18 protein-coding genes are annotated in these 20,247 nt (G+C 62.2%); 12 read left to right on the top strand and 6 right to left on the bottom strand.

Annotated elements, in window-relative coordinates; all coding sequences use genetic code 11:
* The first annotated feature begins 9 nt into the window (after positions 1–9).
* The 8 genes from ACZ5Y5_RS16005 to ACZ5Y5_RS15970 are packed head-to-tail and all read left to right on the top strand — an operon-like array spanning position 10 to position 8,302.
* Positions 10–1,236, top strand: a complete 1,227-nt coding sequence (locus tag ACZ5Y5_RS16005) for an MFS transporter (protein ID WP_464811483.1) — start codon at positions 10–12, stop codon at positions 1,234–1,236.
* Positions 1,233–2,339 (top strand): FAD-dependent oxidoreductase, encoded by a 1,107-nt coding sequence (locus tag ACZ5Y5_RS16000; protein ID WP_464811482.1) that lies wholly within the window; start codon positions 1,233–1,235, stop codon positions 2,337–2,339. Before ACZ5Y5_RS16005 ends, ACZ5Y5_RS16000 begins: the two co-directional genes overlap by 4 nt.
* A 21-nt stretch (positions 2,340–2,360) precedes the next feature.
* The gene (locus ACZ5Y5_RS15995; RefSeq protein WP_464811481.1) at positions 2,361–3,263 is read left to right on the top strand and encodes a VOC family protein; all 903 of its coding nucleotides are present in this window, start codon (positions 2,361–2,363) and stop codon (positions 3,261–3,263) included.
* Between the two features lie 3 nt (positions 3,264–3,266).
* Complete coding sequence (locus tag ACZ5Y5_RS15990) at positions 3,267–4,424, top strand: alpha/beta hydrolase family protein (RefSeq protein WP_464811480.1); 1,158 nt, start codon at positions 3,267–3,269, stop codon at positions 4,422–4,424.
* Positions 4,421–5,200 carry a cyclase family protein gene (locus ACZ5Y5_RS15985; protein WP_464811479.1) on the top strand — a complete coding sequence of 260 codons (780 nt, stop codon included), beginning with the start codon at positions 4,421–4,423 and terminating at the stop codon, positions 5,198–5,200. Before ACZ5Y5_RS15990 ends, ACZ5Y5_RS15985 begins: the two co-directional genes overlap by 4 nt.
* Positions 5,200–6,144 carry a fumarylacetoacetate hydrolase family protein gene (locus ACZ5Y5_RS15980; protein WP_464811478.1) on the top strand — a complete coding sequence of 315 codons (945 nt, stop codon included), beginning with the start codon at positions 5,200–5,202 and terminating at the stop codon, positions 6,142–6,144. Before ACZ5Y5_RS15985 ends, ACZ5Y5_RS15980 begins: the two co-directional genes overlap by 1 nt.
* Complete coding sequence (locus tag ACZ5Y5_RS15975; RefSeq protein ID WP_464811477.1) at positions 6,141–7,253, top strand: Gfo/Idh/MocA family protein; 1,113 nt, start codon at positions 6,141–6,143, stop codon at positions 7,251–7,253. Before ACZ5Y5_RS15980 ends, ACZ5Y5_RS15975 begins: the two co-directional genes overlap by 4 nt.
* Positions 7,250–8,302, top strand: a complete 1,053-nt coding sequence (locus ACZ5Y5_RS15970) for a sugar phosphate isomerase/epimerase family protein (protein WP_464811476.1) — start codon at positions 7,250–7,252, stop codon at positions 8,300–8,302. The genes ACZ5Y5_RS15975 and ACZ5Y5_RS15970 overlap by 4 nt, the downstream gene beginning before the upstream one ends.
* A gap of 364 nt (positions 8,303–8,666) precedes the next feature.
* Here ACZ5Y5_RS15970 and ACZ5Y5_RS15965 read toward each other — a convergent pair whose 3' ends face one another.
* The 4 genes from ACZ5Y5_RS15965 to ACZ5Y5_RS15950 form a co-directional block, all read right to left on the bottom strand.
* The gene (locus tag ACZ5Y5_RS15965) at positions 8,667–11,021 is read right to left on the bottom strand and encodes a glycoside hydrolase family 3 C-terminal domain-containing protein (RefSeq protein ID WP_464811475.1); all 2,355 of its coding nucleotides are present in this window, start codon (positions 11,019–11,021) and stop codon (positions 8,667–8,669) included.
* A 64-nt stretch (positions 11,022–11,085) separates the two neighbouring features.
* Positions 11,086–12,195, bottom strand: coding sequence for an LLM class flavin-dependent oxidoreductase (locus ACZ5Y5_RS15960; protein ID WP_464811474.1), 1,110 nt, complete (start codon positions 12,193–12,195; stop codon positions 11,086–11,088).
* A gap of 157 nt (positions 12,196–12,352) precedes the next feature.
* A complete protein-coding gene (locus tag ACZ5Y5_RS15955; RefSeq protein WP_464811473.1) occupies positions 12,353–12,727 on the bottom strand; it encodes a C-glycoside deglycosidase beta subunit domain-containing protein in 375 nt (124 codons plus the stop codon).
* Between the two features lie 11 nt (positions 12,728–12,738).
* Positions 12,739–13,716: a sugar phosphate isomerase/epimerase family protein gene (locus tag ACZ5Y5_RS15950; protein WP_464811472.1), complete on the bottom strand. Its 978-nt coding sequence runs from the start codon at positions 13,714–13,716 to the stop codon at positions 12,739–12,741.
* Between the two features lie 644 nt (positions 13,717–14,360).
* Here ACZ5Y5_RS15950 and ACZ5Y5_RS15945 point away from each other — a divergent pair.
* Positions 14,361–16,559: a TonB-dependent receptor gene (locus ACZ5Y5_RS15945; RefSeq protein WP_464811471.1), complete on the top strand. Its 2,199-nt coding sequence runs from the start codon at positions 14,361–14,363 to the stop codon at positions 16,557–16,559.
* A gap of 81 nt (positions 16,560–16,640) precedes the next feature.
* A complete protein-coding gene (locus ACZ5Y5_RS15940) occupies positions 16,641–17,297 on the top strand; it encodes a TetR/AcrR family transcriptional regulator (RefSeq protein WP_464811470.1) in 657 nt (218 codons plus the stop codon).
* A 15-nt stretch (positions 17,298–17,312) separates the two neighbouring features.
* Here ACZ5Y5_RS15940 and ACZ5Y5_RS15935 read toward each other — a convergent pair whose 3' ends face one another.
* Positions 17,313–18,206, bottom strand: coding sequence for an EamA family transporter (locus ACZ5Y5_RS15935; protein WP_464811633.1), 894 nt, complete (start codon positions 18,204–18,206; stop codon positions 17,313–17,315).
* A gap of 108 nt (positions 18,207–18,314) precedes the next feature.
* On the opposite strand from ACZ5Y5_RS15935, the gene ACZ5Y5_RS15930 reads away from it, so the two are divergent.
* Positions 18,315–18,785: an Lrp/AsnC family transcriptional regulator gene (locus tag ACZ5Y5_RS15930; RefSeq protein ID WP_464811469.1), complete on the top strand. Its 471-nt coding sequence runs from the start codon at positions 18,315–18,317 to the stop codon at positions 18,783–18,785.
* A gap of 67 nt (positions 18,786–18,852) precedes the next feature.
* Positions 18,853–19,752: a TIGR03619 family F420-dependent LLM class oxidoreductase gene (locus tag ACZ5Y5_RS15925; protein ID WP_464811468.1), complete on the top strand. Its 900-nt coding sequence runs from the start codon at positions 18,853–18,855 to the stop codon at positions 19,750–19,752.
* Positions 19,753–19,773: 21 nt separating this feature from the next.
* Here ACZ5Y5_RS15925 and ACZ5Y5_RS15920 read toward each other — a convergent pair whose 3' ends face one another.
* The gene (locus tag ACZ5Y5_RS15920) at positions 19,774–20,247 is read right to left on the bottom strand and encodes a Csu type fimbrial protein (protein ID WP_464811467.1); all 474 of its coding nucleotides are present in this window, start codon (positions 20,245–20,247) and stop codon (positions 19,774–19,776) included.

Below are 20,247 nucleotides of genomic sequence, written 5' to 3'. Positions count from 1 at the left end.
GGAGGGAAGATGCTGCGGCTGCTGTCCTTTTTCAGGCGTCTGACGCTGGTGCCGCAGGGCATCACCATCGTGACCGCCGCTTTCCTGCCGATCTTCGCGATCGTCTCGATGTTCCCGGCTGTTCCGGCCATCATCGATCATTTCGCGGCAGACCCCGACGCGCGGTGGAAAGTCCCGATGATGGTGTCCGCACCCGGCCTCACCATCGCCCTCATCGCACCCTTTGCGGGCTGGTTCGTCGACAGGATCGGGCGGCGTCCGCTGCTGATCGGCGCGACCTTGCTCTATGGCGTCGTCGGCACCGCGCCCTTCTTTCTCGACAGCCTCAGCGCCGTCTTCATCTCCCGCCTGCTTCTGGGCGTTGCCGAAGCCGCCATCCTCACCGTCGTCAACACGCTGATCGGCGACTATTGGGAAGATGAAGGCCGCCGCGACTGGCTGATGCTTCAGGGCGTGGCCGGACCCTTTCTGGCGAGCGGCGTCATCGCGCTTTCCGGTCCCGCCACGGCGATGCGCTGGAACGGCATCTTCCTCGTCTATCTGATCGCCTTCCCCATCTTCCTGGCCATGCTCGCCTGGCTGTTCGAACCCAAGCGGGAAGGCCATACCGTAGCGGAAATCGATCATCGCGCCCGCGCCTCCACCCCATTTCCCTGGCGGCCCGTCGCCCTCCTTGGCCTTGTGACCCTCTGCGCCTCCTGCCTCTATTATGTCTTCATCATCAACGGCGGCCTCGCCTTCCGCGAAGTCGGCGTCAGCGACCCTTCGACCCTCAGCGCCATGACAGCGTTGCCAAGCCTCTTCGTGATCCCCGGCGCCATCATTTTCCGCGCCCTCGGCGGCCACAGAAATTCCGTTCAACTCGCTACTTTCTTCATGCTTTTGGGCATCGGCCTGCTCGGCATCGGCATCGCCACCACCCCAAAATGGATGATCGCCGCCCTGATCGTGCAGCAAACGGGCGCAGGAATGGCCGTGCCGTCGCTCATCGCCTGGGCGCAGACCAAACTTCCCTTCGAACATCGCGGACGCGGCATGGGCGCCTGGACCGCCTGCTTCTTCTTCGGCCAGTTTTCCTCGCCCTGGCTCGTCCACAAGTTGAACGACGCGACCGGCACGATGCAGGGCGCTTTCATGGCGGCGGGCATTATCGGGCTGGTGCTGGCGCTGCTGGTCTTCCTGTTCCTCGACCGCCCCTCTCGCGGAGCCGCCACCAAGCTGGAGGTCGCACGATGAAGGCTCTCGTTATCGGCGCAGGCATCGGCGGACTGTCCGCAGCGATCGCCCTGCGGCGGCACGGTCATGACGTGACCGTCATCGAACGCGATCCCAATTGGTCCGTCTATGGCGTGGGCATCATCCAGCAGGCCAATGTGGTCCGGGCGATGGATCAGCTCGGCGTTCTAGACGCCTTCCTTGAAGCGGCCTGCGGCTTTGATGCGGTTGAAATCTACATCCCTAACGGTGAGCGCGTCGCCCGCGTCCCTGCGCCCAGCCTAGTGCCCGGTAAGCCCGCCAATGTCGGCATCGGCCGCCGCGCCCTGCAAAAGGTGCTGGGCGAGACGGCCCAAAGTCTCGGCGCGGAAATCCGGCTTGGTTTGACAGTCGAGAGGCTGAAGGATGATGGCACGGGCGTTGACGTGAAATTCTCCGACGGAGGCCTAGGCCGATACGACATCGTCGTGGGCGCGGACGGCGTCTATTCGCAGACGAGGTCAATGATCCTGCCTGACGCGGAGCAGCCGGAGTTCACCGGCCAAGGCGTTTGGCGCTACAATTTCGCGCGCCCCGCCGGTCTAGACGCCCTGCACGTCTACAACGGCCCGATCGGCGTCGGACTTGTGCCCATGAGCGCGGAGCAGATGTATCTCTTCGCCACCAGTCCGGAGCCTGGCAATCCGCATCACCCCAAAGAGGGCTTAGCTGCTGCCATGCGGGAAAAGCTCGCCAATACCGCTCCGCAAATTCAGGCCCTCGCCGCGCAGATCGCCGATGATGAAGGCGTCGTGTATCGGCCGCTGGAGGCCCTGATGGTCCATGGCCCCTGGTCGAAGGGTCGCGTCGTGCTGCTGGGCGATGCTGTCCATGCGACCACGCCGCATCTGGGCCAAGGTGCGGGCATGGCGATTGAAGATGCGATCGTCCTGGCTCAGGAGCTGGATAGGGCCGACAGCCCCGAAGCCGCCTTCGTCGCTTATCGCGACCGCCGCTACGAACGCTGCCGCTACATTGTCGAGAAGTCGCTGGAGATCTGCCACGGGCAGATCGGCAAGGGGCCGCCCGTCGATAATCACAAGGCGACCGCGGAGATGTTCGCAGTCGTTTCCCAACCCATCTGATCATTTCAGGAAGAGCTATCCATGAGCCGCGTCACCGAAATCCGCTATGTGGGCTATGCAGTACCCGATCTGGAGGCGGAGCGCGCCTTCTATGCCGACCAGTGGAAGCTGGTTGAAGCCGGCGAAAAGGACGGAATGCTTTATTTCGCCGCAGATGGAGGCGAGGAGGGCTATGTCGTCCGCCTTCGCGCTGCCGAGGAAAAGCGCGTCGATGTGATCGCGTTGGCGGCCGAAAGCCGCGCCGGTGTCGATGCGTTGCATGAGAAGGTCGCGGCGTCGGGCGCACGGGTCATTTTCCCGCCGCGCGAACTTACCTCGCTCGGCGGCGGCTATGGCTTTCGCTTCTTCTCGCCCGATGGCCTGACCTTCGAGATTTCCAGCGACGTCGCCCCCCGCTCGGCGCGCGAACTCACCCGCTGGGAAGGCGTGCCGCAGAAGATCAGCCATATCGTGCTGCACTCGCCCGACCATCAGGCGATGGTGAAGTGGTTTGTGGAGGTGCTGGGTTTCAAGGTCAGCGACTGGCTCGGCGACTTCATGTGCTTCCTGCGCTGCAATGCAGCGCATCATCGCATCGCCATCCTGCCCGGACCGCCCTGCCTCAATCACGTCGCCTATGACATGCTGAGCCTCGATGACATGATGGTGGGGGTCAATCGCTTAAAGCAGAAGGGCACCGATATCCGCTGGGGACCCGGACGGCATACGGCGGGGAACAACACCTTCAGCTATTTCACCACACCTGCCGGGTTCGCTGTCGAATATACATCCGAGCTGGAGAATGTGGACTTCGACACGCATGAGGCGAAGGTGCATGTGCCGGGACCCAAGGTGATGGACCAGTGGGGCATTGGCGTAGGCGGACCGCAGACCATGCCGCATCCCGAGCCCGACAAGGGACTGTTCCAGGCGGCGGAAGCCTGATCCATGGCTCTGTTTGAATATTTCCCCAATTACATCTGGAACCTGTCGGTCGCAATCGCGATGGAGTCCGGCGCGCAACTCGGTGAGATCATCGACATGTGCCAGCCCATCAGGGACGCCGCCGCGAACGGCGCGGATGCAGGCACGCCGCAGTTCATGAAGGCATGGGCGGCGATGGGGGACAAGCTGCTGGAACTCGCGGCCGAGAATGAAGCGAAGGGCCGCACCTTCTCCGCCTCCAACAAGCTGGAGCGCGCCTCGCTCTACCTGATCACGGCCGAACGGATGCAGGGTCATGGCGCGCCCGGCCGCAAGGAAACCTATGCGAAGGCGCGTGAGGCGTTCGATCGCTCAACCGCGCTGGGCAAGATCAATCGCGAGCGGGTTGAGATTCCCCTCGACAAAGGCACGATGCCAGCGCTGTTCACGCGCGCACCGGGCGAAGGCCGCAAGCCGGTTGTCGTCTTCTGCAATGGCCTCGATAGCTGCAAGGAACTGCTTTACTGGACCCGCCTCCCGCAGGAACTGGCGCGGCGGGGCATCTCTACGCTCTGCGTCGATCAGCCGGGCAGCGGCGAAGCGTTGCGCCTGCAGGACCTGCCTGTCGATCCGCATAGCGAGAGCTGGGCGAGCAAGGCCGTTGATTGGCTGGAACAGCGGCCTGAGGTCGATCCGAACGCCATCGGCATGACCGGCATCTCGCTTGGCGGTCACTTCGCCCCGCGCGCAGTCGCGTATGAGCCGCGTTTCGCCAGCGGCGCGGTTTGGGGCGCGAACCATAATTGGCGCGAGGTGCAGGATAAGCGCATGGCACGCGAGGGCGAAAACCCGGTCCCGCATTATTGGGCGCACGTCCATTGGGCGTTCGGCGCGCAGGATCAGGCGGACTTCCTTGCCAAGTCCGAAGCCATGAACCTCAACGGCCATATGGACCGGATCAAGGTGCCGTTTCTCGTCACCCATGGCGCGAATGACCGGCAGATCAGTGTCGATTATGCCGATGACCTCTATGACCAACTCGTCAATTCGCCACGCCGCGAAATGGTCATCTTCACCCCGCGAGAAGGCGGAGTGGAGCATGTCGGGGCCGACAACATGGCCTATGGTCGCGATCTGATCGCCGACTGGTTCGCGGAGACATTGGGAGGGCAGACCGCGTGACTCGCCGCTTCATCGACCTGTCGATTACCCTGGAGAATGACGTCGTTTCCGACCCGCCCTTCATGCGGCCAAAGATCACGTATGAAACGCATCAGGAGACTGTGAAGGAGCTTCAGCACTTCTTTCCCGGCGTCACGGCTGAACAGACGCCGGGCGGCGAGGGCTTCGCGGCGGCGGAGTGGGTGACGCTGACCACCCATAACGGCACACACCTCGACGCACCCTATCATTATCATCCCACGATGGACGGCGGACAGCGGGCGATCACCATCGACGAAGTGCCGCTGGACTGGTGTTTTCGCCCCGGCGTGAAGCTCGACTTCCGGCACTTTCCCGACGGCTATGTCGTTACCGCGCAGGATGTTGAGGATGAGTTGAAGCGGATCGGCCATAATCTCCAACCGCTCGATATCGTGCTCGTCAATACCGCGGCGGGCATGGCGCTGGGGCGGCCGGATTTCGTCAATGTCGGTTGCGGCATGGGATATGAAGCAACCATGTACCTCACTACGCGTGGGGTGCGAGTGACCGGCACCGATGCCTGGAGCTGGGACGCGCCCTTCGCCTATACCGCGCAGAAGGTGAAAGAAACCGGCGACACCTCGCTCATCTGGGAAGGGCATAAGGCAGGCCGCGACATTGGCTATTGTCACCTCGAAAAGCTGCACAATCTGGAAGCGCTGCCGCCGAATGGCTTCACCATCAGCTGCTTCCCGCACAAGATAAAGGGCGCTTCAGCCGGCTGGACCCGCGCCGTTGCGATCATCGAAGACTGATGCGGCTCGCAACCCGTTCGAACGGCACGCCGGATGGCGAACTGATCGTCGTCTCGCGTGACGCCCAGCGTTGCCTTTCTGGGCATGGCACGTTGCAGCAGGCGGTCGAGCGCTGGACGGAAACCGAGCTCGCGCTTCGGATGATGGCGGAACGGCTGGAGCAGGGCGAAGGTGATCCGCTCGACCAAGTTCGGCTACTCGCCCCGCTGCCGCGTGCCTGGCAATGGCTCGACGGCTCCGCCTTCCCGCAGCATGGGGAGTTGATGCAGGAGGCGTTCAATCTCCCTCCGATTGAGACGGACCGGCCGCTCATGTATCAGGGCATGTCGGATCGGTTCCTCTCCGGCAAGCAGGACGTGGCGCTGCCCAGTGAGGCGGACGGCATCGACTTTGAAGGCGAGTTTGGGGTGATCACTGATGCTGTCCCGATGGGCATCACACCCGCACAGGCGCTGGACCATGTGAAGCTAATCATCCTCATCAACGATTGGTCGCTGCGCGCCATCGCACCGGTGGAGATGAAGACCGGTTTTGGTTGGGTGCAAGCCAAACCCGCCTGTTCGGCCGCGCCCTTCGCAGTGACCCCGGATGAATTGGGCACTGCCTGGCAAGAAGGCCGGGTGCATCTGCCGCTTCAGGTCACGCTGAATGGCGAATGGTTCGGCCAACCGCATGGACGGGAGATGCAGTTCGGATTCCACGATCTCATCGCTCATGCCGCGCGGACCCGTGATCTCGTCGCTGGGACGGTCATCGGATCGGGCACCGTTTCCAACACTGACTATGAGAGCGTGGGGTCCTGCTGCCTTTCCGAACGTCGTGCGATCGAGATGATTGACAATGGTGCAGCAAGCACGCCTTTCCTGCATTTTGGCGACCGGGTCCGGATGGAAGCATTAGGCGGGCCCTTCGGCGTCATCGACCAGCAGGTGGTAAAGGCATGAGTGACAGGATCAAAATGGGGCTGATAGGCGGCGGACCTGGCGCCTTCATTGGGCCGGTCCATCGTCTGGCTGCGGAGATGGACCGGCGGATAGAACTGGTTGCGGGCGCTTTTTCCTCCGATCCGGCGCGTTCCCTTGCGGCTGGACAGAGCTATGGCATCGATGCCGCTCGCAGCTATCCTTCGGTGGACGCAATGATCGCGGCGGAGCGGGAGCGCGCGGACGGCATCGATATGGTTGTGATCGCCACGCCTAACCACCTGCACTTGCCCGCAGCGAAGGCAGCGTTGCAGGCTGGCCTCGCCGTCATGAGCGACAAGCCTGCCACTGCCACGCTTGCCGAAGCCGAGGAACTGGCCACGCTTCTGGCACAAGGCGGCCGGTATGGCCTTACCTTCACCTACACCGGCTATCCCATGGTACGAGAGGCGAAGGCTCGTATCGCGGCAGGCGAGATTGGACGGGTCCGCAAGGTCGTCGCCGAATATTTCCAGGGCTGGCTGTCCGATCCGGTTGAGCAGAGCGGCAACAAGCAAGCGAGTTGGCGCACCGACCCTGCGCAGGCTGGGCAAGGCGGCTGCATTGGCGACATAGGCGTCCATGCTTTCAATCTCGCCGAGTTCGTGGCCAGCGATGCGGTGACGGCGGTGAATGCTGACTTGGCGGCCGTTGTGCCGGGCCGGGCGCTGGACGATGATATGACTGTGCTGCTGCGCTTCGCCAATGGCGCGCGCGGCATGGTTGCTGCGTCGCAGATCGCATGCGGGGAGCGTAATCATCTGACGCTCCGCATCTATGGTGAAAAGGGTGCGATCCGCTGGAGCCATGAGGCGGCGGATCGGTTGGTCATCACCGATGCGGATGGATCGGACCGGACGCTTTGGGCGGGCAGCGGTCATGTGGGCGAGTGGGCGTCCCGTTCCGTGCGCGTGCCCGCTGGTCATCCCGAAGGCTATCTGGAGGCATTTGCCAATCTCTACCGCGATTTTGCAGATTTGATCTCGGGGGGCGAAGCGCCGCTGCTGCCAGGGATCGCGGAAGGACTACGGTCGATGCGTTTCGTGTCGGCTTGTGTCGAACATAATGGCAAAGGGTGGGTCAGCCTATGAAGACGATCAAAGGACCGGCGATTTTCCTCGCTCAATTTCTGGGCGATGACGCGCCGTTCGACACCCTCGACCATCTGGCGGAGTGGGCCGGGGCGCTCGGTTACAAGGGCGTGCAGATCCCATGCGATCCGCGCCTCATCGACCTGAAGACCGCCGCTGAGAGTAAAGACTATTGCGACGACCTGCGCGGTCGGCTGGCGGCCTTTGGGGTCGAACCGACCGAGTTGTCCACCCATTTGCAGGGACAGCTCGTGGCGGTCCATCCCGCCTATGATGCGCTGTTCGACGGCTTTGCTGCCCTGGAGGTTCGTGGGAACCCGGCAGCGCGGCAAGCATGGGCCGTGGAACAGGTGAAACTCGCCGCGAAGGCGAGCGCTAACCTCGGCCTCTCCGCCCATGCGACCTTTTCCGGCGCACTCGCCTGGCCCTATGTCTATCCCTGGCCTCAGCGGCCTGCGGGCCTGATCGAGGAAGCCTTCACCGAACTGGCGCGGCGCTGGCGCCCGATCCTGGACGTGTTTGCTGATCAGGGCGTTGATTGCGCGTTTGAAATCCATCCCGGCGAGGACATTCATGACGGCGCGACCTTCGAGCGCTTCCTGGATGCGGTCGATGGGCATGACCGGGCGCGCATCCTGTTCGATCCCTCCCACTTTGTGCTGCAGCAACTCGATTATCTCGACTTCATTGATCGCTATCAGGACCGCATAAGCTGCTTTCACGTGAAAGATGCCGAGTTCCGACCAAATGGCCGAACCGGGGTCTATGGCGGCTATCTACCTTGGACGGAGCGGGCGGGGCGGTTCCGCAGCCTTGGTGATGGGCAGGTGGATTTCGGCGCGATCTTCTCGAAACTGGCGCAATATGACTATGCCGGCTGGGCAGTGTTGGAATGGGAATGTGCACTGAAGCATCCCGAAGACGGCGCGAGAGAAGGTGCGCCCTTTATCCGCGATCACATCATCCGCGTGACGCCGCACGCCTTTGATGACTTCGCGGCGAGCGGAGTGGATGAAGCGCAGAACCGCCGGATCTTGGGGTTGAGCTAGTTCAAAGCTTTTGACTTCGAGCGAAGTAGAGAAGTCGTGCGATCGGTGTGGTTCGGCGACTTCCGTGATCGAACCTCGGGCTGGCGCTGAACTAGAGCGAATTGGGCCGCGATATCGCTCAGCACAGTGGCGCTGGGCTTGGGCGGCCGGGCAAAGCTCGTCCAGTCTAGGTTGTGCAACCCGAATTGGGGTTGATGCCATGCTCGGTGACGATGACGGGTACTTGCGCGACCTGATGCGCTGCCGTCGTGCGTCCCAGGGGAAGTTGGCCGGAAACTGAGGATTGGGCCGGCGCGCACTTTCGCCAAGGCCGGGCTTGGGGCGACCGCAAGCGAGGTTCAGCGGTCGAGCATCCGATTACATCTTAGACGTTCAGGGCGACGGGTAGGTCCAGCCTCAGCGGCAATTCTATTGAGGAGCCGCCGATCGCTATCGGCACTGCGATCCGCGGTATGCGCCATCCATCCTCCTCCCACCGACGCAGGGCGATGGGATCGACCGTAAGGGCGATGGATGTGGTTTGGCCGGCGCGAACGTGCTGCTTGGCAAAGGCGACCAGTGCGAAGTCGTCGGTTCGATAGACCTGCACGAGGCAGGCGCTGTCCCGCTTGCCCTCATTGCGTACGGTGACGGTAAGGGCGAGCGGCCCGGTTACTTCTGCGTCCAGAAAGGCGAAGCGGCCGTAGCCGAGGCCCTCACCGAACGCATAGGCGGGGCGTGTGGTAAAGCCGCGATAGCCGAGCCGGGTGCCTTCCGAATAGGGTAAGCTGCCGTCCGCTTCCGGAACCGCCGTAAGTACGGGATAGTCGGATTCATCGGCAGCGAAGGTGACGGGCAGGCGGCCAGAGGGTTCGCGATCTCCGGCCAGGACCGAAGCGAGCGCGGGGCCGAATTCCTCGCCCGGATACCAGACGATCATCAGCGCAGCCGCATCGGCGGCAAAGCCGGTATCGATCGCATGGGCGACATTGGCGATTACTGCCGTGTTCGGATTGGCGGCGCAGACCCGCTTAGCGAGCTCAATCTGCTCAGCGGGGAGGAACGTCGTGTCGCGATCTTTGCTTTCTACCCCGGAGTCTGATGTTTCTCCCAGGACCAGCACAACCGCATCGGCTTGGGCCGCTGCTTCTTCTGCTCGGGCGAACAGTGTTTCAGGGTCGCCGGGCGTTGCGATCCCGTACCACAGGCCTTGTGCGCGGGCTGGCTCCAAGCGCAGTTCGGCTTCGATTAGGTAAGTTCGCCCTTGCTTCAGCGGCAGGACGACATGATCGCTGTCGCCATTTTTGAGCACGCCCATGATGTCGTTGGGCGAGATCAATCGGCTCTCGTTGAAGACGACTTCGCCATCGACCCTCAGCGTGACCGAACCCGTCCCCCCGATGTGCAGGCGATAATCGCCGCTGACCGGCGCGGTGAAGCGGCCAGCGGCGCGCACACCGCCAGGCCGATCGAAGGCGTCCATGCCGGGCATCCCAGCGAACCAGGTCAGGCTGTTCGTGTCCCGAGTTTCCTGGAACAATGGCTTGCCGGAGAAATCATGACTGCTGAAGAAAGACACGGTCAGCCCGCGCGTGCAGCCGTCGCCGATGTCCTCTGCGGGAAGGGATGGCATCGCGGGCAGGCGGGGCGTCGGATCGGTGCCAGGTTCGAAAAGGATCTGCGTGTCTGCGCCGTAGCGGGCGCGCAGGGCTTCGACCACGCCCACGGCGTCGGGGCGTAGAGCCACCTTTGCGAAGGTGCCGCCTTGAAAGCAGGGCGCGGCGGCATTCGGACCGATGACCGCGATGCGGCGGTGCTGGCCCGGCTCCATGGGGAGCAGGTCTCCCCGGTTTTCCAGCAATACGAAGCTCGCGGCAGCGGCGTCAGTGAGGATTTCGGTGCGATCGCCTGGTGCTGCGCCGGCATCACCTCCGGCCCAGCGACGCGCGGCCTGCGCTATGCGATCGGCGGCGGTCAGGATTCTCGCTTCGTCGAGGTCGCCCGCATCGACTGCTTCGTTCAGCTTTTGCCCATAGAAGCGGGCGGGGCCGGGCATTTCCAGGTCGAGGCCCGCCATCATGGCGGGCGCGGTTGACTTTGAGCCGAACCAGTCGCTGACGGTGAAGCCCTGATAGTCCCAATCGTCGCGCACTATGCGGGTCAGGATGTCGGCATGTTCAGCGCAGTAAGTGCCGTTGACGCGGTTATATGCGGCGAGCATCCCGGCGCAGCCGGCCTTCGCCGCCATTTCGAAGGGCAGCAGATAGATTTCGCGCAGTGTCTTTTCATCGACCTGGGCGTCATAACTGTCGCGCAGGGTTTCGCTGTCGTTGCAGACGAGATGCTTGGCGACCGCGCCGACATGGCGGCTTTGCAGTCCTTCGATCCAGGCCGCGCCTAGGGTTCCGGCGAGCAGGGCGTCTTCACCAAACATTTCGAAGGCGCGTCCTGCCAGTGGTGTGCGAACGAGGTTGATGTTGGGTGCCAGCACCATATCGACGCCGAGCCGCTTCGCTTCGCCGCCGACGATCGCGCCGACCTTGCGGACGAGATCGCGGTCGAAGGTCGCGGCAAGCGACATGCCGCAGGGGGTAAGGACCGAAACGTCGCGTTCATCGACGCGGCCGCTGGCTATGCCCATCGGACCATCCGCCATTCTGGCTGAAGGGATGCCGGGCAGTTCCGCGGTGGACCACATGTCGCGGCCGGCGGTGAGGGCGATGGCTTCGTTTCTGGTCATGATTGGCCTAATTCATGAAGGAAATAGCGAGAAAACAGCGTTTTCAGCGGTCTGGAGTTGTTGCTTATGCGACGCAGTCGTGCAGGGCGGGCATTACCTTGCTCGCCAGCAGTTCCAGCGTGCGGTTGCCCCAGTCGAGCCGCTGCTGCGTCAGGGGGCCGGTGGTGGTGCCGCAAAGGATATTGCCGATGCCAAGTTGCTGATAGGGCTTTAAATGTTCGATCACCGTTTCGGGCGAGCCATGGAGGCACCAGGTGCCGATCCAGTCCTCCGTCAGCGCCAGCGGCGTTTCATCGGTCTTCTGGTTGGCGGCGTTGCGCTCCGCCTGATCGGCATAATATTTCTCGCGGTCCACAGCCTGCTGATAGGCGGTGAGGATCACTTCCAGTTCCTCGCGAGCCTGTTCGTCGGTTTCGGCGATATGCACGCACTGATAGGTGTGGGTGGTCCAGCCAAGCGCGTCGGCCACCACTTCGTCTGAATGACCCGCGGCCAGCAGGGCGTCGCGATAGGCGGTGAAATATTTCGTGACATGGGTGAGCGGCTCCCTGCCGCCGATGTGCGGCGGGGTGAAGGCGGGGATGAAGGCGGGCCAGCCATTTTCAGCAGCGCGGCGCATGGAGGCTTCCTTCATCGCCACCGGCATCAGCCTGGCATGACCGGCCGTATAAGGGGCGGGCGCAATGCGCTGCAGCACTTCGCCCTTGAACGGACCGTTGTCGATCTTGACTGGCGGGGACTCCAGCGTCTTGGCCCACAGCTGTTCGGCGATCTCAAGGTTGGCGTCGGATACGGCCGAAGCTTCCTTGTAGTTGACGCCAAAGCCGATCATTTCTTCAGGCGTGGTGCCCGATCCGATGCCGACCAGCAGCTTGCCATCGGTCAACTGGTCGAGAATATTGATGCGCTCGACAAAGCGCACCGGGTGATGAAGCGGCACGGAGGTCACGGAAAAGCCGAAGTGCATCCGCTTCAGCTTCGCGGCGAGGTAAGCAGCGAACATCATCGGGTCGGACGCCACCGGCATATAGCCGGTGAAATGATGGTCCGGCAGGAACAGCGCGTCGAAACCCAGCGCCTCTGCTTTCTCGCTGTGATCGATGAGGTCAAGGATCAACTGCCGGTCCTGCTCGGCGGCGGTCGTGCGGGCATTCAAGAAAACGGAAAAGCGCATCGGCCCCCTCCTTATTCAAACCAGAATTATGATTCTGGTAAATTGATATAGTGAATGAGTCAAAATTTCAGTTCGTCATCCCGGCATGGGCTGGGATCTCATCAACCAGGTTCGTCTCCGCCTAACGAGATCCCAGCCTGCGCTGGGATGACGGGATTTAGACGACGGTGATCTGCTTGCTGTCCTCGGCGAAGAGCGGGAAGGGCAGGTAGGAAATGCGCAGTTTTTCCTTGAGGCCCAGGCTGTGTTCGCCGCTGGTCAGCCCGCCCGCCCGTTCGACGCGGATGGTGGCGATGGAGCCGAATTCCCAGCGTTCGTCATAGGCCTCCTCCATCGCATCGAGGCTCCAGCTCTTCCCATTTTGTTCGAAGAAGACCGCCTCGCGCGGCTGCAGCTCGCCGTCGAGCGTGACTGCCAGATCCTCGATCATCGAAAGCCCGATGCCGCGATAATAGCCAAGCCGCGCGTCGAAGGCGAAGCCGGTTTCCGTCGGACGGAGACTGTTTTCCATGATGAGATATTTGTCGAACATGGTTCTTCCTTTCAGCCCCTGGCAGCGAGGTTCTGGAACATGATGTGCTGGCGGCGAACCTGCTCGCGGCTATCGACCGGACCTGCGTCCTGCACCCAGCGGTTCCCTTCATATTCAGAGGACAGATAGCCATCCCATCCGCCTGCTATCAGTTCAGGGATCACTTCGTCATAAGCGATGCTGGGATCGGTGCAGTCGTCCGCCATGCCGTAGAATTTCGCCTGGATGTGGCGGAAATAGGGGATGAAGTCGCGGATGCGCTTCGGGTTGGAATAGGGAGCGTGGCGCAGCGTTTCGGCCATGGCGATGTCCGCCTTGTTGCCGCCCATCTTCACCGCGACTTCGTAGATCGTATATTCGGCCATGATCTTCTGTTCATGCTGGTCGATGATGAACTGGGCGATTTCCGGCGTCGCGCCCTGCCGCAGGAAGCGGTCGCGAAATTCAGGCGGATAATGTTTCATGAAGATGCCCATGTCGGGCAGGATGCCGAGATGTTTCGTGCCGAGGCGGTCGGCCACTTCGATCGTGCGCAGGATCCAGGCATGTTCGAGATGCCAGGGCGCGTGGACCTCCACGCCCATATGGATGTCGTATTTTTCCGCATAAGGGACGCAGCGTTCGAGGATATCGGGCCGCACGAACACCAGCACGCGCATGTTCCGGATGCCGAGGCGATGGCAGAGATTCAGGTCGCGCAGGATGGATTCGACCTGCTCGTCATCGGTCATCAGCCGGTCTTTCCGCCGCTTGGTGTCGAGGAACATGTCGTAGCAGGTGAGGGTGGCCCCATGCCGGTCCATCATCGCAAGCCAGGAATCGACGGTTGCGTCGTCGATGTTCGGGAAGCCCGGCATATTCTGTTCGGGCAATATCTCTATCCCGTTCGCGCCGATCGATGTGGCGTAGGCGACCACATCCTCCACCGTCATCTGGCCGAGGAAGAGTTCTTCCTGAAAACTGTAAAGGCTGACGCCGCGCTTGAACATGCGGTCCCCTCCATCCATTAATATTAGAATTATGGTTCTTATAAATCGTTCGGCGCGGAGGTCAATCGTCTTTGTCGCGCATCAGACAAATGGGGCGGCATGAGGCCGACGGGCTCGGCGGTGCGTCCACCGCGCCACCATGTCTCAGACCGCGTCCGTGCGGCCCTTGCCCATATTCGGCGCGAACCGATTACCGCCCGCCCGGGCGTCGGCTTAGGAAGTCGATCCCGGGTGCAGGTGTCCATTGATGCACGCCGCCTACGCCTGAGCGCGCCGCCGATTCAAAATCGGCTTACCCGCCTGCCGATTCGATATTTCCGTCCATCCAATGCCCCCAGACCTGAGCTGGGAGGCGGCTGGCGGCGGCTAAAATTCCTTGCGCAGAGTGTCATTTCCGGCCGGAGCTGAAGGCGGGAAGGGCGCGAAAAGAGCGCCGGCCGCATAAAATGAATGGGGCTTTTTCATGTGCTTACCATCCTTTCCGACGCTGCTCTCCGTTGTTGGAATGGCAAAACTAGAATTTGAATATTGATTTTTATCAAAAGCGGCAATAGCAATAGGGGGCCGGGTGAGAACTGCACACCGCCCGGCACACTGACCGGCCCCCGAAAAATCGGGGCGCTAAGGATTTTGGGGAGGAACTGATGCGTACCGCGATTTCCACGCTATTCCTGTCGAGCGCGTCCATCGCGCTGGCCTGCTCTGCGCAGATGGCCAGTGCGCAGACGGAAGCTGCGCCGCAGGACGGCTCTGCCCAGGCGGCCGCCGGGCCGCAGAATGAACTGGGCGAAATTGTCGTCACCGCCAACCGCGTGGCGAGCAGCGCGCAGAAGACGGCGACGGCGCTAACCGTTTATAGCGGGGCTGACCTGGCGGCGGCGGGCGTGTCGAGCGTCCAGACGCTCCAGACCATCGATCCCAGCGTCAATGTGACCAGCAGCACGGGCTCCGCCTATGTCGCGGTGCGCGGCATTGCTTCGACAGACGTCACCGAAATCGGCGATCCATCGGTGCCGATCGCCCGCGACGGGTTTTTCACCAATCGAAGCTTCAGCATCGGCACGTCGATGTATGACCTGGCGCGCGTCGAGGTGCTTAAAGGGCCGCAGGGCACGCTGTTCGGGCGCAACTCAACGGGTGGCCTGATCAGCATCATCACCCAGAAGCCGACGCAGGAGCTGGGCGGATACGGGTCGATCGAGATCGGCAATTACGACACGATCAATGTCGAAGCGGGCGCGAACGTGCCGCTTAACGACAAGGTGCAGATGCGCTTTTCGGGCATCAGCCGCCGCCATGACGGCTATCGCACGCTGACCGTCATCAACCGCGAGGGCGATGATGAGAAGACCTTGTCAGGCCGCGCACAGATCGCGTTTCAGCCGTTCGAAGGGTTCAGCGGCCTCATCAGCTACCAGCATGACGACATCGATGCCGTGGGCGACGTCGCGGCGCAGTCGCCGCTGGGACAAATGCCCAACATCCCCGATGAAAAGCGCTTTCCCAACTATCAGCCGACCTTCACGCGCATCAATGGCGACCGCGTCCGCTGGGAGTTCAGCTATGACGCGCTGCCGATGGGCCTGACGCTGACCTATGCGGGCGGTTACGACAACCAGAAGTGGCGGCACGCGCTGGACGCATCCAATCTGGGCGGGACGCAGCAGGCCCAGTTCATGCAGAGCGAGAGCCCTGAAACCTGGAACCATGAAGTCCGGATCGCGACGCCGCAGGATCAGCCCTTCACCTTCCAGGGCGGCTATTTCCACTTCGATGAGAAGAATACGATCGACAGCGGGTTGATCGAGCGGTCGGGACCGTTCGCGAACCAATATCTCATCAAGTTCGATTATAAGGTGAAGACGCAGTCCGATGCCGTATTCGGGCAGGCGGCTTACAAGTTCGGCGACGCGATCAAGCTGAGCGCCGGCATGCGTTACACGTGGGACAAGAAGGATCGCGAAGGCAACGCCGTTCTCAATCTTCAGGTCGCTTCTGGTGGTTTCCTGCCGCCGATCCTGGTCGTGACGCCGGGCAATGGTTCGATCAGCCAGCACAAGCCCACCTACCATTTCGGGATTGACTGGACGCCCACGCCGCAGAACATGATCTATGCAAAATATGACACCGGCTACAAGTCGGGCGGCTTCAACTCGAACGGCAGCGCGCCTTCGGTCGATTATGGTCCGGAAAATCTGGACGCATTCGAACTGGGCACCAAGAACCGGTTCTTCGGGAACAAGCTGCAGTTCAATGCTGCGGTCTTCTATCAGAAATATAGCGGTTACCAGGCGTCGCAGACGAGCGCCGTGATCGACGGCGGCCAGGGCGTTTTCAACATCGGCAGCGCCAAGATCTATGGCGCAGAAGCGCAGGTGATCGCTCTGCTGGGTGGGCTGCGGCTGGATGTGAACGGCACCTATCTGCACGCGAATTTCGATGATGACCTGCCGCAGGTTGCGGACGGCGCGGGCGTTGACCGTGACATCAGCGGCAACCGCCTGCCCAATGCGCCGCGTCTGTCGGTGACGGCGGGGCTGGAATATACGATCCCCATCGGCGCGGGCACGCTGCGGCCCCGGATCGACGGCAAGTATAGCTCGGCCTATTATTACAGCGTCTTCAACGATCCCGACACGCGGCAGGACAGCTATGCGACCGGCAACCTGTCCCTGACCTGGGTGCCGGAGGTGGGCGGTCCGCTGGAGGTGCAGGCGTTCATCCGCAATTTCACCGACGAGCGGGTCTATGCCAACGCCGCGCGCAACTTCGTGTCCGGCGTAAACACCTACCAATTCCAGCCGCCACGCACCTATGGCGGACGACTGAGCTTCCGTTTCTGATGAGAAACAAGGCACCGCGCTCATATGGAGTGCGGTGCCTTTTCCTTGACAGAAGGGCGCCACGCTGAAACTGGAATGGCCGTGACCGATACAGCTTCGACCATGCAGACCACGCCGCGCCGCGCGCCCCGGCAGCAACGCAGCCAGGCTTCTTTCGAGCGGATGATCGCCGCTGCGGAGGCATTGCTGAAGGAGCGGGGAAATGACGACTTCACCCTTCAGGAGGTCGGCAAGCGGGGCAAGGTGTCGATCGGCTCCATCTATTGCCGATTCGACAGCAAGGATGACCTGATCCGCGCCGTGCAGGCCCGTGTGCTGGAGGCGGTCAATGCCGAACAGCTGAAGGTCATTGACGAGGCGGAGGCGGGCGCAGAGAATCTGCGGCAACTGGTAAAGCTGCTGGTGGAAGGGACCGCAGAGGCGCTGCGGCGTCATGCCGAATTGATGCGACCCATGATGCTGCGCGCGACCAGCGACCCGATTGTCGCTGCCGCTGGCAAGAAAAGCTATGCGGAGGTGGCGGGGCGCGTGGAAAGCGCGTTGCTCACCCATCGGGGCGAGATCCGCCAGCCCGATCCGGAGCGGGCGGTTCATTCGGCCTATCGCGTTATTTACGCCGCCATTGCCCGCTATCTCGGCTTCGGTTCGGCCACCGGCGCCTCTTGGGAAGGCGACTGGGAAGAGCTGAAGCAAGACCTTGGCAAGATGTGCGCCGCCTTCCTGCTGTCCGCCGACTGAACGGAAGGGCGCTGGTCAGGGCTGCTCCATCCTCATTTCGCCAGATCGGGAGGTGAGGGCGGTGCCGACCGATGCGCAGATGACAAGGCCTATCGCGAACCATTGGGAAAGCGTCAGGACTTCGCCCAGCAGCAGCAGGGCCATCACCGCGCCCACGGCTGGCTCAGCGCTCATCAGGATGCTGAATGTGTTCGATGGCAAGCGGGGTAGCGCCACCATCTCCAGCGAATAGGGAATGGCGCTGGATACGATCCCCACCCCTATGCCGAGCAGCAGAGCATCTGAACTGAGCAGGGCGGAGCCGGCATGGACGAGACCCACTGGCGCTGCGAGCAATGCGGCGACGATCATCCCGCCGGCCGAAGCAGCGGGCCCATGGATGCGGCCAGCCTGTTTGCCGATGAGAATATAAGCGGCCCAGCACACGCCCGCCGCAAGCGCGAGCGCGATCCCGCGCCAGTCAAGTTGAGAGCCCGTTCCCCAGACCGGCAGTAGGCTGGCGAGGCCAAGGACCGCAAGGCCAATCCACAGGAAGTCGAGCCTGCGCCGGGAGGTGAGCAAGGCGACGGCAAGCGGGCCGGTAAATTCTATGGCGATAGCAAGGCCCAGGGGGATATAGGCCAGCGCCTTGTAGAAGGTCAGGTTCATGATCCCGAGCACTGCGCCATAAGCGAGCAGTGGCCGCCAGCCAGCCTTCCAGTCCATCCGCCATGGGCGGAAGATGGCGGACAGGACGACGGCCCCGACGATGAGGCGCAGCGCCGTGGCCCCTTCCGGTCCGACGAGCGGAAACAAACGCTTGGCCAGCGTTGCGCCGCAGGTGACCGACAGCAGCGAAAGAGACAGCGCGCCGATAGCAACAAAATCGACGCGAGCAGCAGGAGACCCCTGCGCAGCGAGACTGGACATGCAACACTCGATATTGGTGAGGAACGCCGGACGGTTAGCAAAGGCGAGATGATAAGTGCGCTCCATTTTCGCGCTTTCTCGATAAAGTTTATCGCCTAAGTTTCCATGATGAACATTGATTCTCTCGACTCGTTCGACCGCAAATTGGTCGATCTGATGCAGGTGGATGCGCAGCAGCCTGTCTCGGTAATGGCGGAGGCTGTCGGCCTGTCTCCGCCTGCCTGCTATCGCCGCATCCGCAGGTTGCGGGAAAGCGGCGTGATCGAGCGGGAGATCGCGGTCGTCAGGCCCAAGACCTTGGGCTGGCCATTGTCCATGATCGTTCTCGTTTCGCTGGAGCGGGAGAATGCCCATACGCTCAACGAGATGATGGAGTTGTTCCGTCACGAGCCGGAAATACTCGAAGCGTGGAACGTCACGGGTGACCACGATTTCGCGCTGCGCATCATCGCGCGGGACATGGAAGGCTATGATAATCTGGCGCAGCGGCTGTTCGCTGCGAATGAGAAAATCCGCACCTTCAAAACGCTGGTCGTGATCAGGGAGATCAAGCCGATGAGTCCCGTCCCGGTCAATTGACTGCCGGCGCTTGAGACTTTTGCCGGGAGCCATGCCATAAGCAGCTGACATGATAAGGGAGAGGAACATGCGCTTCTGGCTGTCGATGATGGTGGTGCCCGAACTCGATCAGATGATCGCACTGGCGCAGCATGCGGAAAGCTGCGGCTTTCATGGGGTGACCTATGCCGACCATCTGATCATGCCGACCAAGATCGAGACGCCCTATCCGTACACCGAGTCAGGCGAATTCTTCTGGCCGATCGATGCGCCCTGGCCCGACCCGTGGATCACGCTGACATTGCTGGGCGCGGAGACGCGCACGCTGCGGCTGGCGACCAACATCTATCTGGCGGCCTTGCGTGATCCCTTCACGGTCGCGCGCATGGTCGCCACGGCTTCAGCCTATACATCGGGCCGCGTCATATGCGGCGTGTCGGCCGGATGGCTGAAGGAGGAATATGACGCGGCGGGCGTGGACTTTGCGAGCCGGGGGCGGCGGCTGGACGAGATATTGACGATCTGCCGCAGGCTGTGGGCAGGCGAGACGGTGAGCCATGAGGGCGAATTCTTTCAGTTCGATTCCGTGCTGCTGCGTCCTTTGCCGCCTGAGCCGGTGCCCGTCTGGGTAGGCGGAAAGGCCGCGCCAGCGCTGCGCCGTGCGGCAGCGAATGACGGGTGGCTGGGCCTGCCCGCGACAGTCGATGACACGATCGCGATCGTCAGTCGGTTGCAGACGCTGCGATCGGAAATGGGCCTGCCGCAATCCGGCTTTTCGCCGGTCGTCTCGCTCGTCGAGCCGCTGTCCGTAAGTGCGGAGGCGCGGCTGGCGGAACATGGGGTGGGCGACATGGTCGTCATTCCATGGATGCCGACACCCTGGGAAATGGAAAGCTATGTCGAGGCGGGCGCCGACATCAGCCAGCTTTCAGTGAAGAAGGATGCGATCAGCCGCTTCGCCGACCGGGTCATCCACAGGCGCAATTGAATGGGGTCGGCCAATCCATGTTCAATAGGTTATCGTTACGACGACGCTGTCGGCATAAGCGCCAGATTTCACCCATTGGCGTGCAGGTAGGCGGCCGTACACCGTGACAGACTGGTTGAAGACGAGCAGGCCGTTGAGCGGCGCGGATATGGTGCCGGTGCCGTTCGCGCCTGTCCCCAAAATGCTGGTGCGGCTGCTGTCGGTATAGAGATTATAGTTAAGGCGATTGGCGCCTTGCGCCATTTGGCGCGCGGTCAGGTCGCCGGATGTGCCCGGACTGGCCGCAATGTCTATCGTGCCCAAGAGCGATACGACGCCTGTGCAACTGAGCGTCACCGTGCCCGATGCGTCCGTGGGGCTGCTGCCGCTGGGGTCGTAGCTTCCGAAGCTGACGCCGCTGGCCGACGCCGAGCAACTGCATAATGTGCAGGCGGCGGCCGGAGAGGACAGGGCAAGGGTGGCGACAATGGAGGCAAGGCAGGCTTTCAAGGTCAT

It is taken from the genome of Sphingobium sp. TomTYG65 (genome assembly GCF_055395525.1).
Note: the sequence above shows the minus strand (reverse complement) of the source record. Positions and strands in the feature narration are given on the sequence as shown.

Bases quoted from the DNA above. Each gene is read 5' to 3' on its own strand.
- ACZ5Y5_RS15965 (WP_464811475.1), bottom strand. From the start codon at position 11,021: ATGACCAGAAACGAAGCCATCGCCCTCACCGCCGGCCGCGACATGTGG.
- ACZ5Y5_RS15920 (WP_464811467.1), bottom strand. From the start codon at position 20,247: ATGACCTTGAAAGCCTGCCTTGCCTCCATTGTCGCCACCCTTGCCCTG.
- ACZ5Y5_RS15955 (WP_464811473.1), bottom strand. From the start codon at position 12,727: ATGTTCGACAAATATCTCATCATGGAAAACAGTCTCCGTCCGACGGAA.
- ACZ5Y5_RS15945 (WP_464811471.1), top strand. From the start codon at position 14,361: ATGCGTACCGCGATTTCCACGCTATTCCTGTCGAGCGCGTCCATCGCG.
- ACZ5Y5_RS16005 (WP_464811483.1), top strand. From the start codon at position 10: ATGCTGCGGCTGCTGTCCTTTTTCAGGCGTCTGACGCTGGTGCCGCAG.
- ACZ5Y5_RS15980 (WP_464811478.1), top strand. From the start codon at position 5,200: ATGCGGCTCGCAACCCGTTCGAACGGCACGCCGGATGGCGAACTGATC.
- ACZ5Y5_RS15995 (WP_464811481.1), top strand. From the start codon at position 2,361: ATGAGCCGCGTCACCGAAATCCGCTATGTGGGCTATGCAGTACCCGAT.
- ACZ5Y5_RS15960 (WP_464811474.1), bottom strand. From the start codon at position 12,195: ATGCGCTTTTCCGTTTTCTTGAATGCCCGCACGACCGCCGCCGAGCAG.
- ACZ5Y5_RS15975 (WP_464811477.1), top strand. From the start codon at position 6,141: ATGAGTGACAGGATCAAAATGGGGCTGATAGGCGGCGGACCTGGCGCC.
- ACZ5Y5_RS15950 (WP_464811472.1), bottom strand. From the start codon at position 13,716: ATGTTCAAGCGCGGCGTCAGCCTTTACAGTTTTCAGGAAGAACTCTTC.
- ACZ5Y5_RS15935 (WP_464811633.1), bottom strand. From the start codon at position 18,206: ATGTCCAGTCTCGCTGCGCAGGGGTCTCCTGCTGCTCGCGTCGATTTT.
- ACZ5Y5_RS15990 (WP_464811480.1), top strand. From the start codon at position 3,267: ATGGCTCTGTTTGAATATTTCCCCAATTACATCTGGAACCTGTCGGTC.
- ACZ5Y5_RS15925 (WP_464811468.1), top strand. From the start codon at position 18,853: ATGCGCTTCTGGCTGTCGATGATGGTGGTGCCCGAACTCGATCAGATG.
- ACZ5Y5_RS16000 (WP_464811482.1), top strand. From the start codon at position 1,233: ATGAAGGCTCTCGTTATCGGCGCAGGCATCGGCGGACTGTCCGCAGCG.
- ACZ5Y5_RS15930 (WP_464811469.1), top strand. From the start codon at position 18,315: ATGAACATTGATTCTCTCGACTCGTTCGACCGCAAATTGGTCGATCTG.
- ACZ5Y5_RS15970 (WP_464811476.1), top strand. From the start codon at position 7,250: ATGAAGACGATCAAAGGACCGGCGATTTTCCTCGCTCAATTTCTGGGC.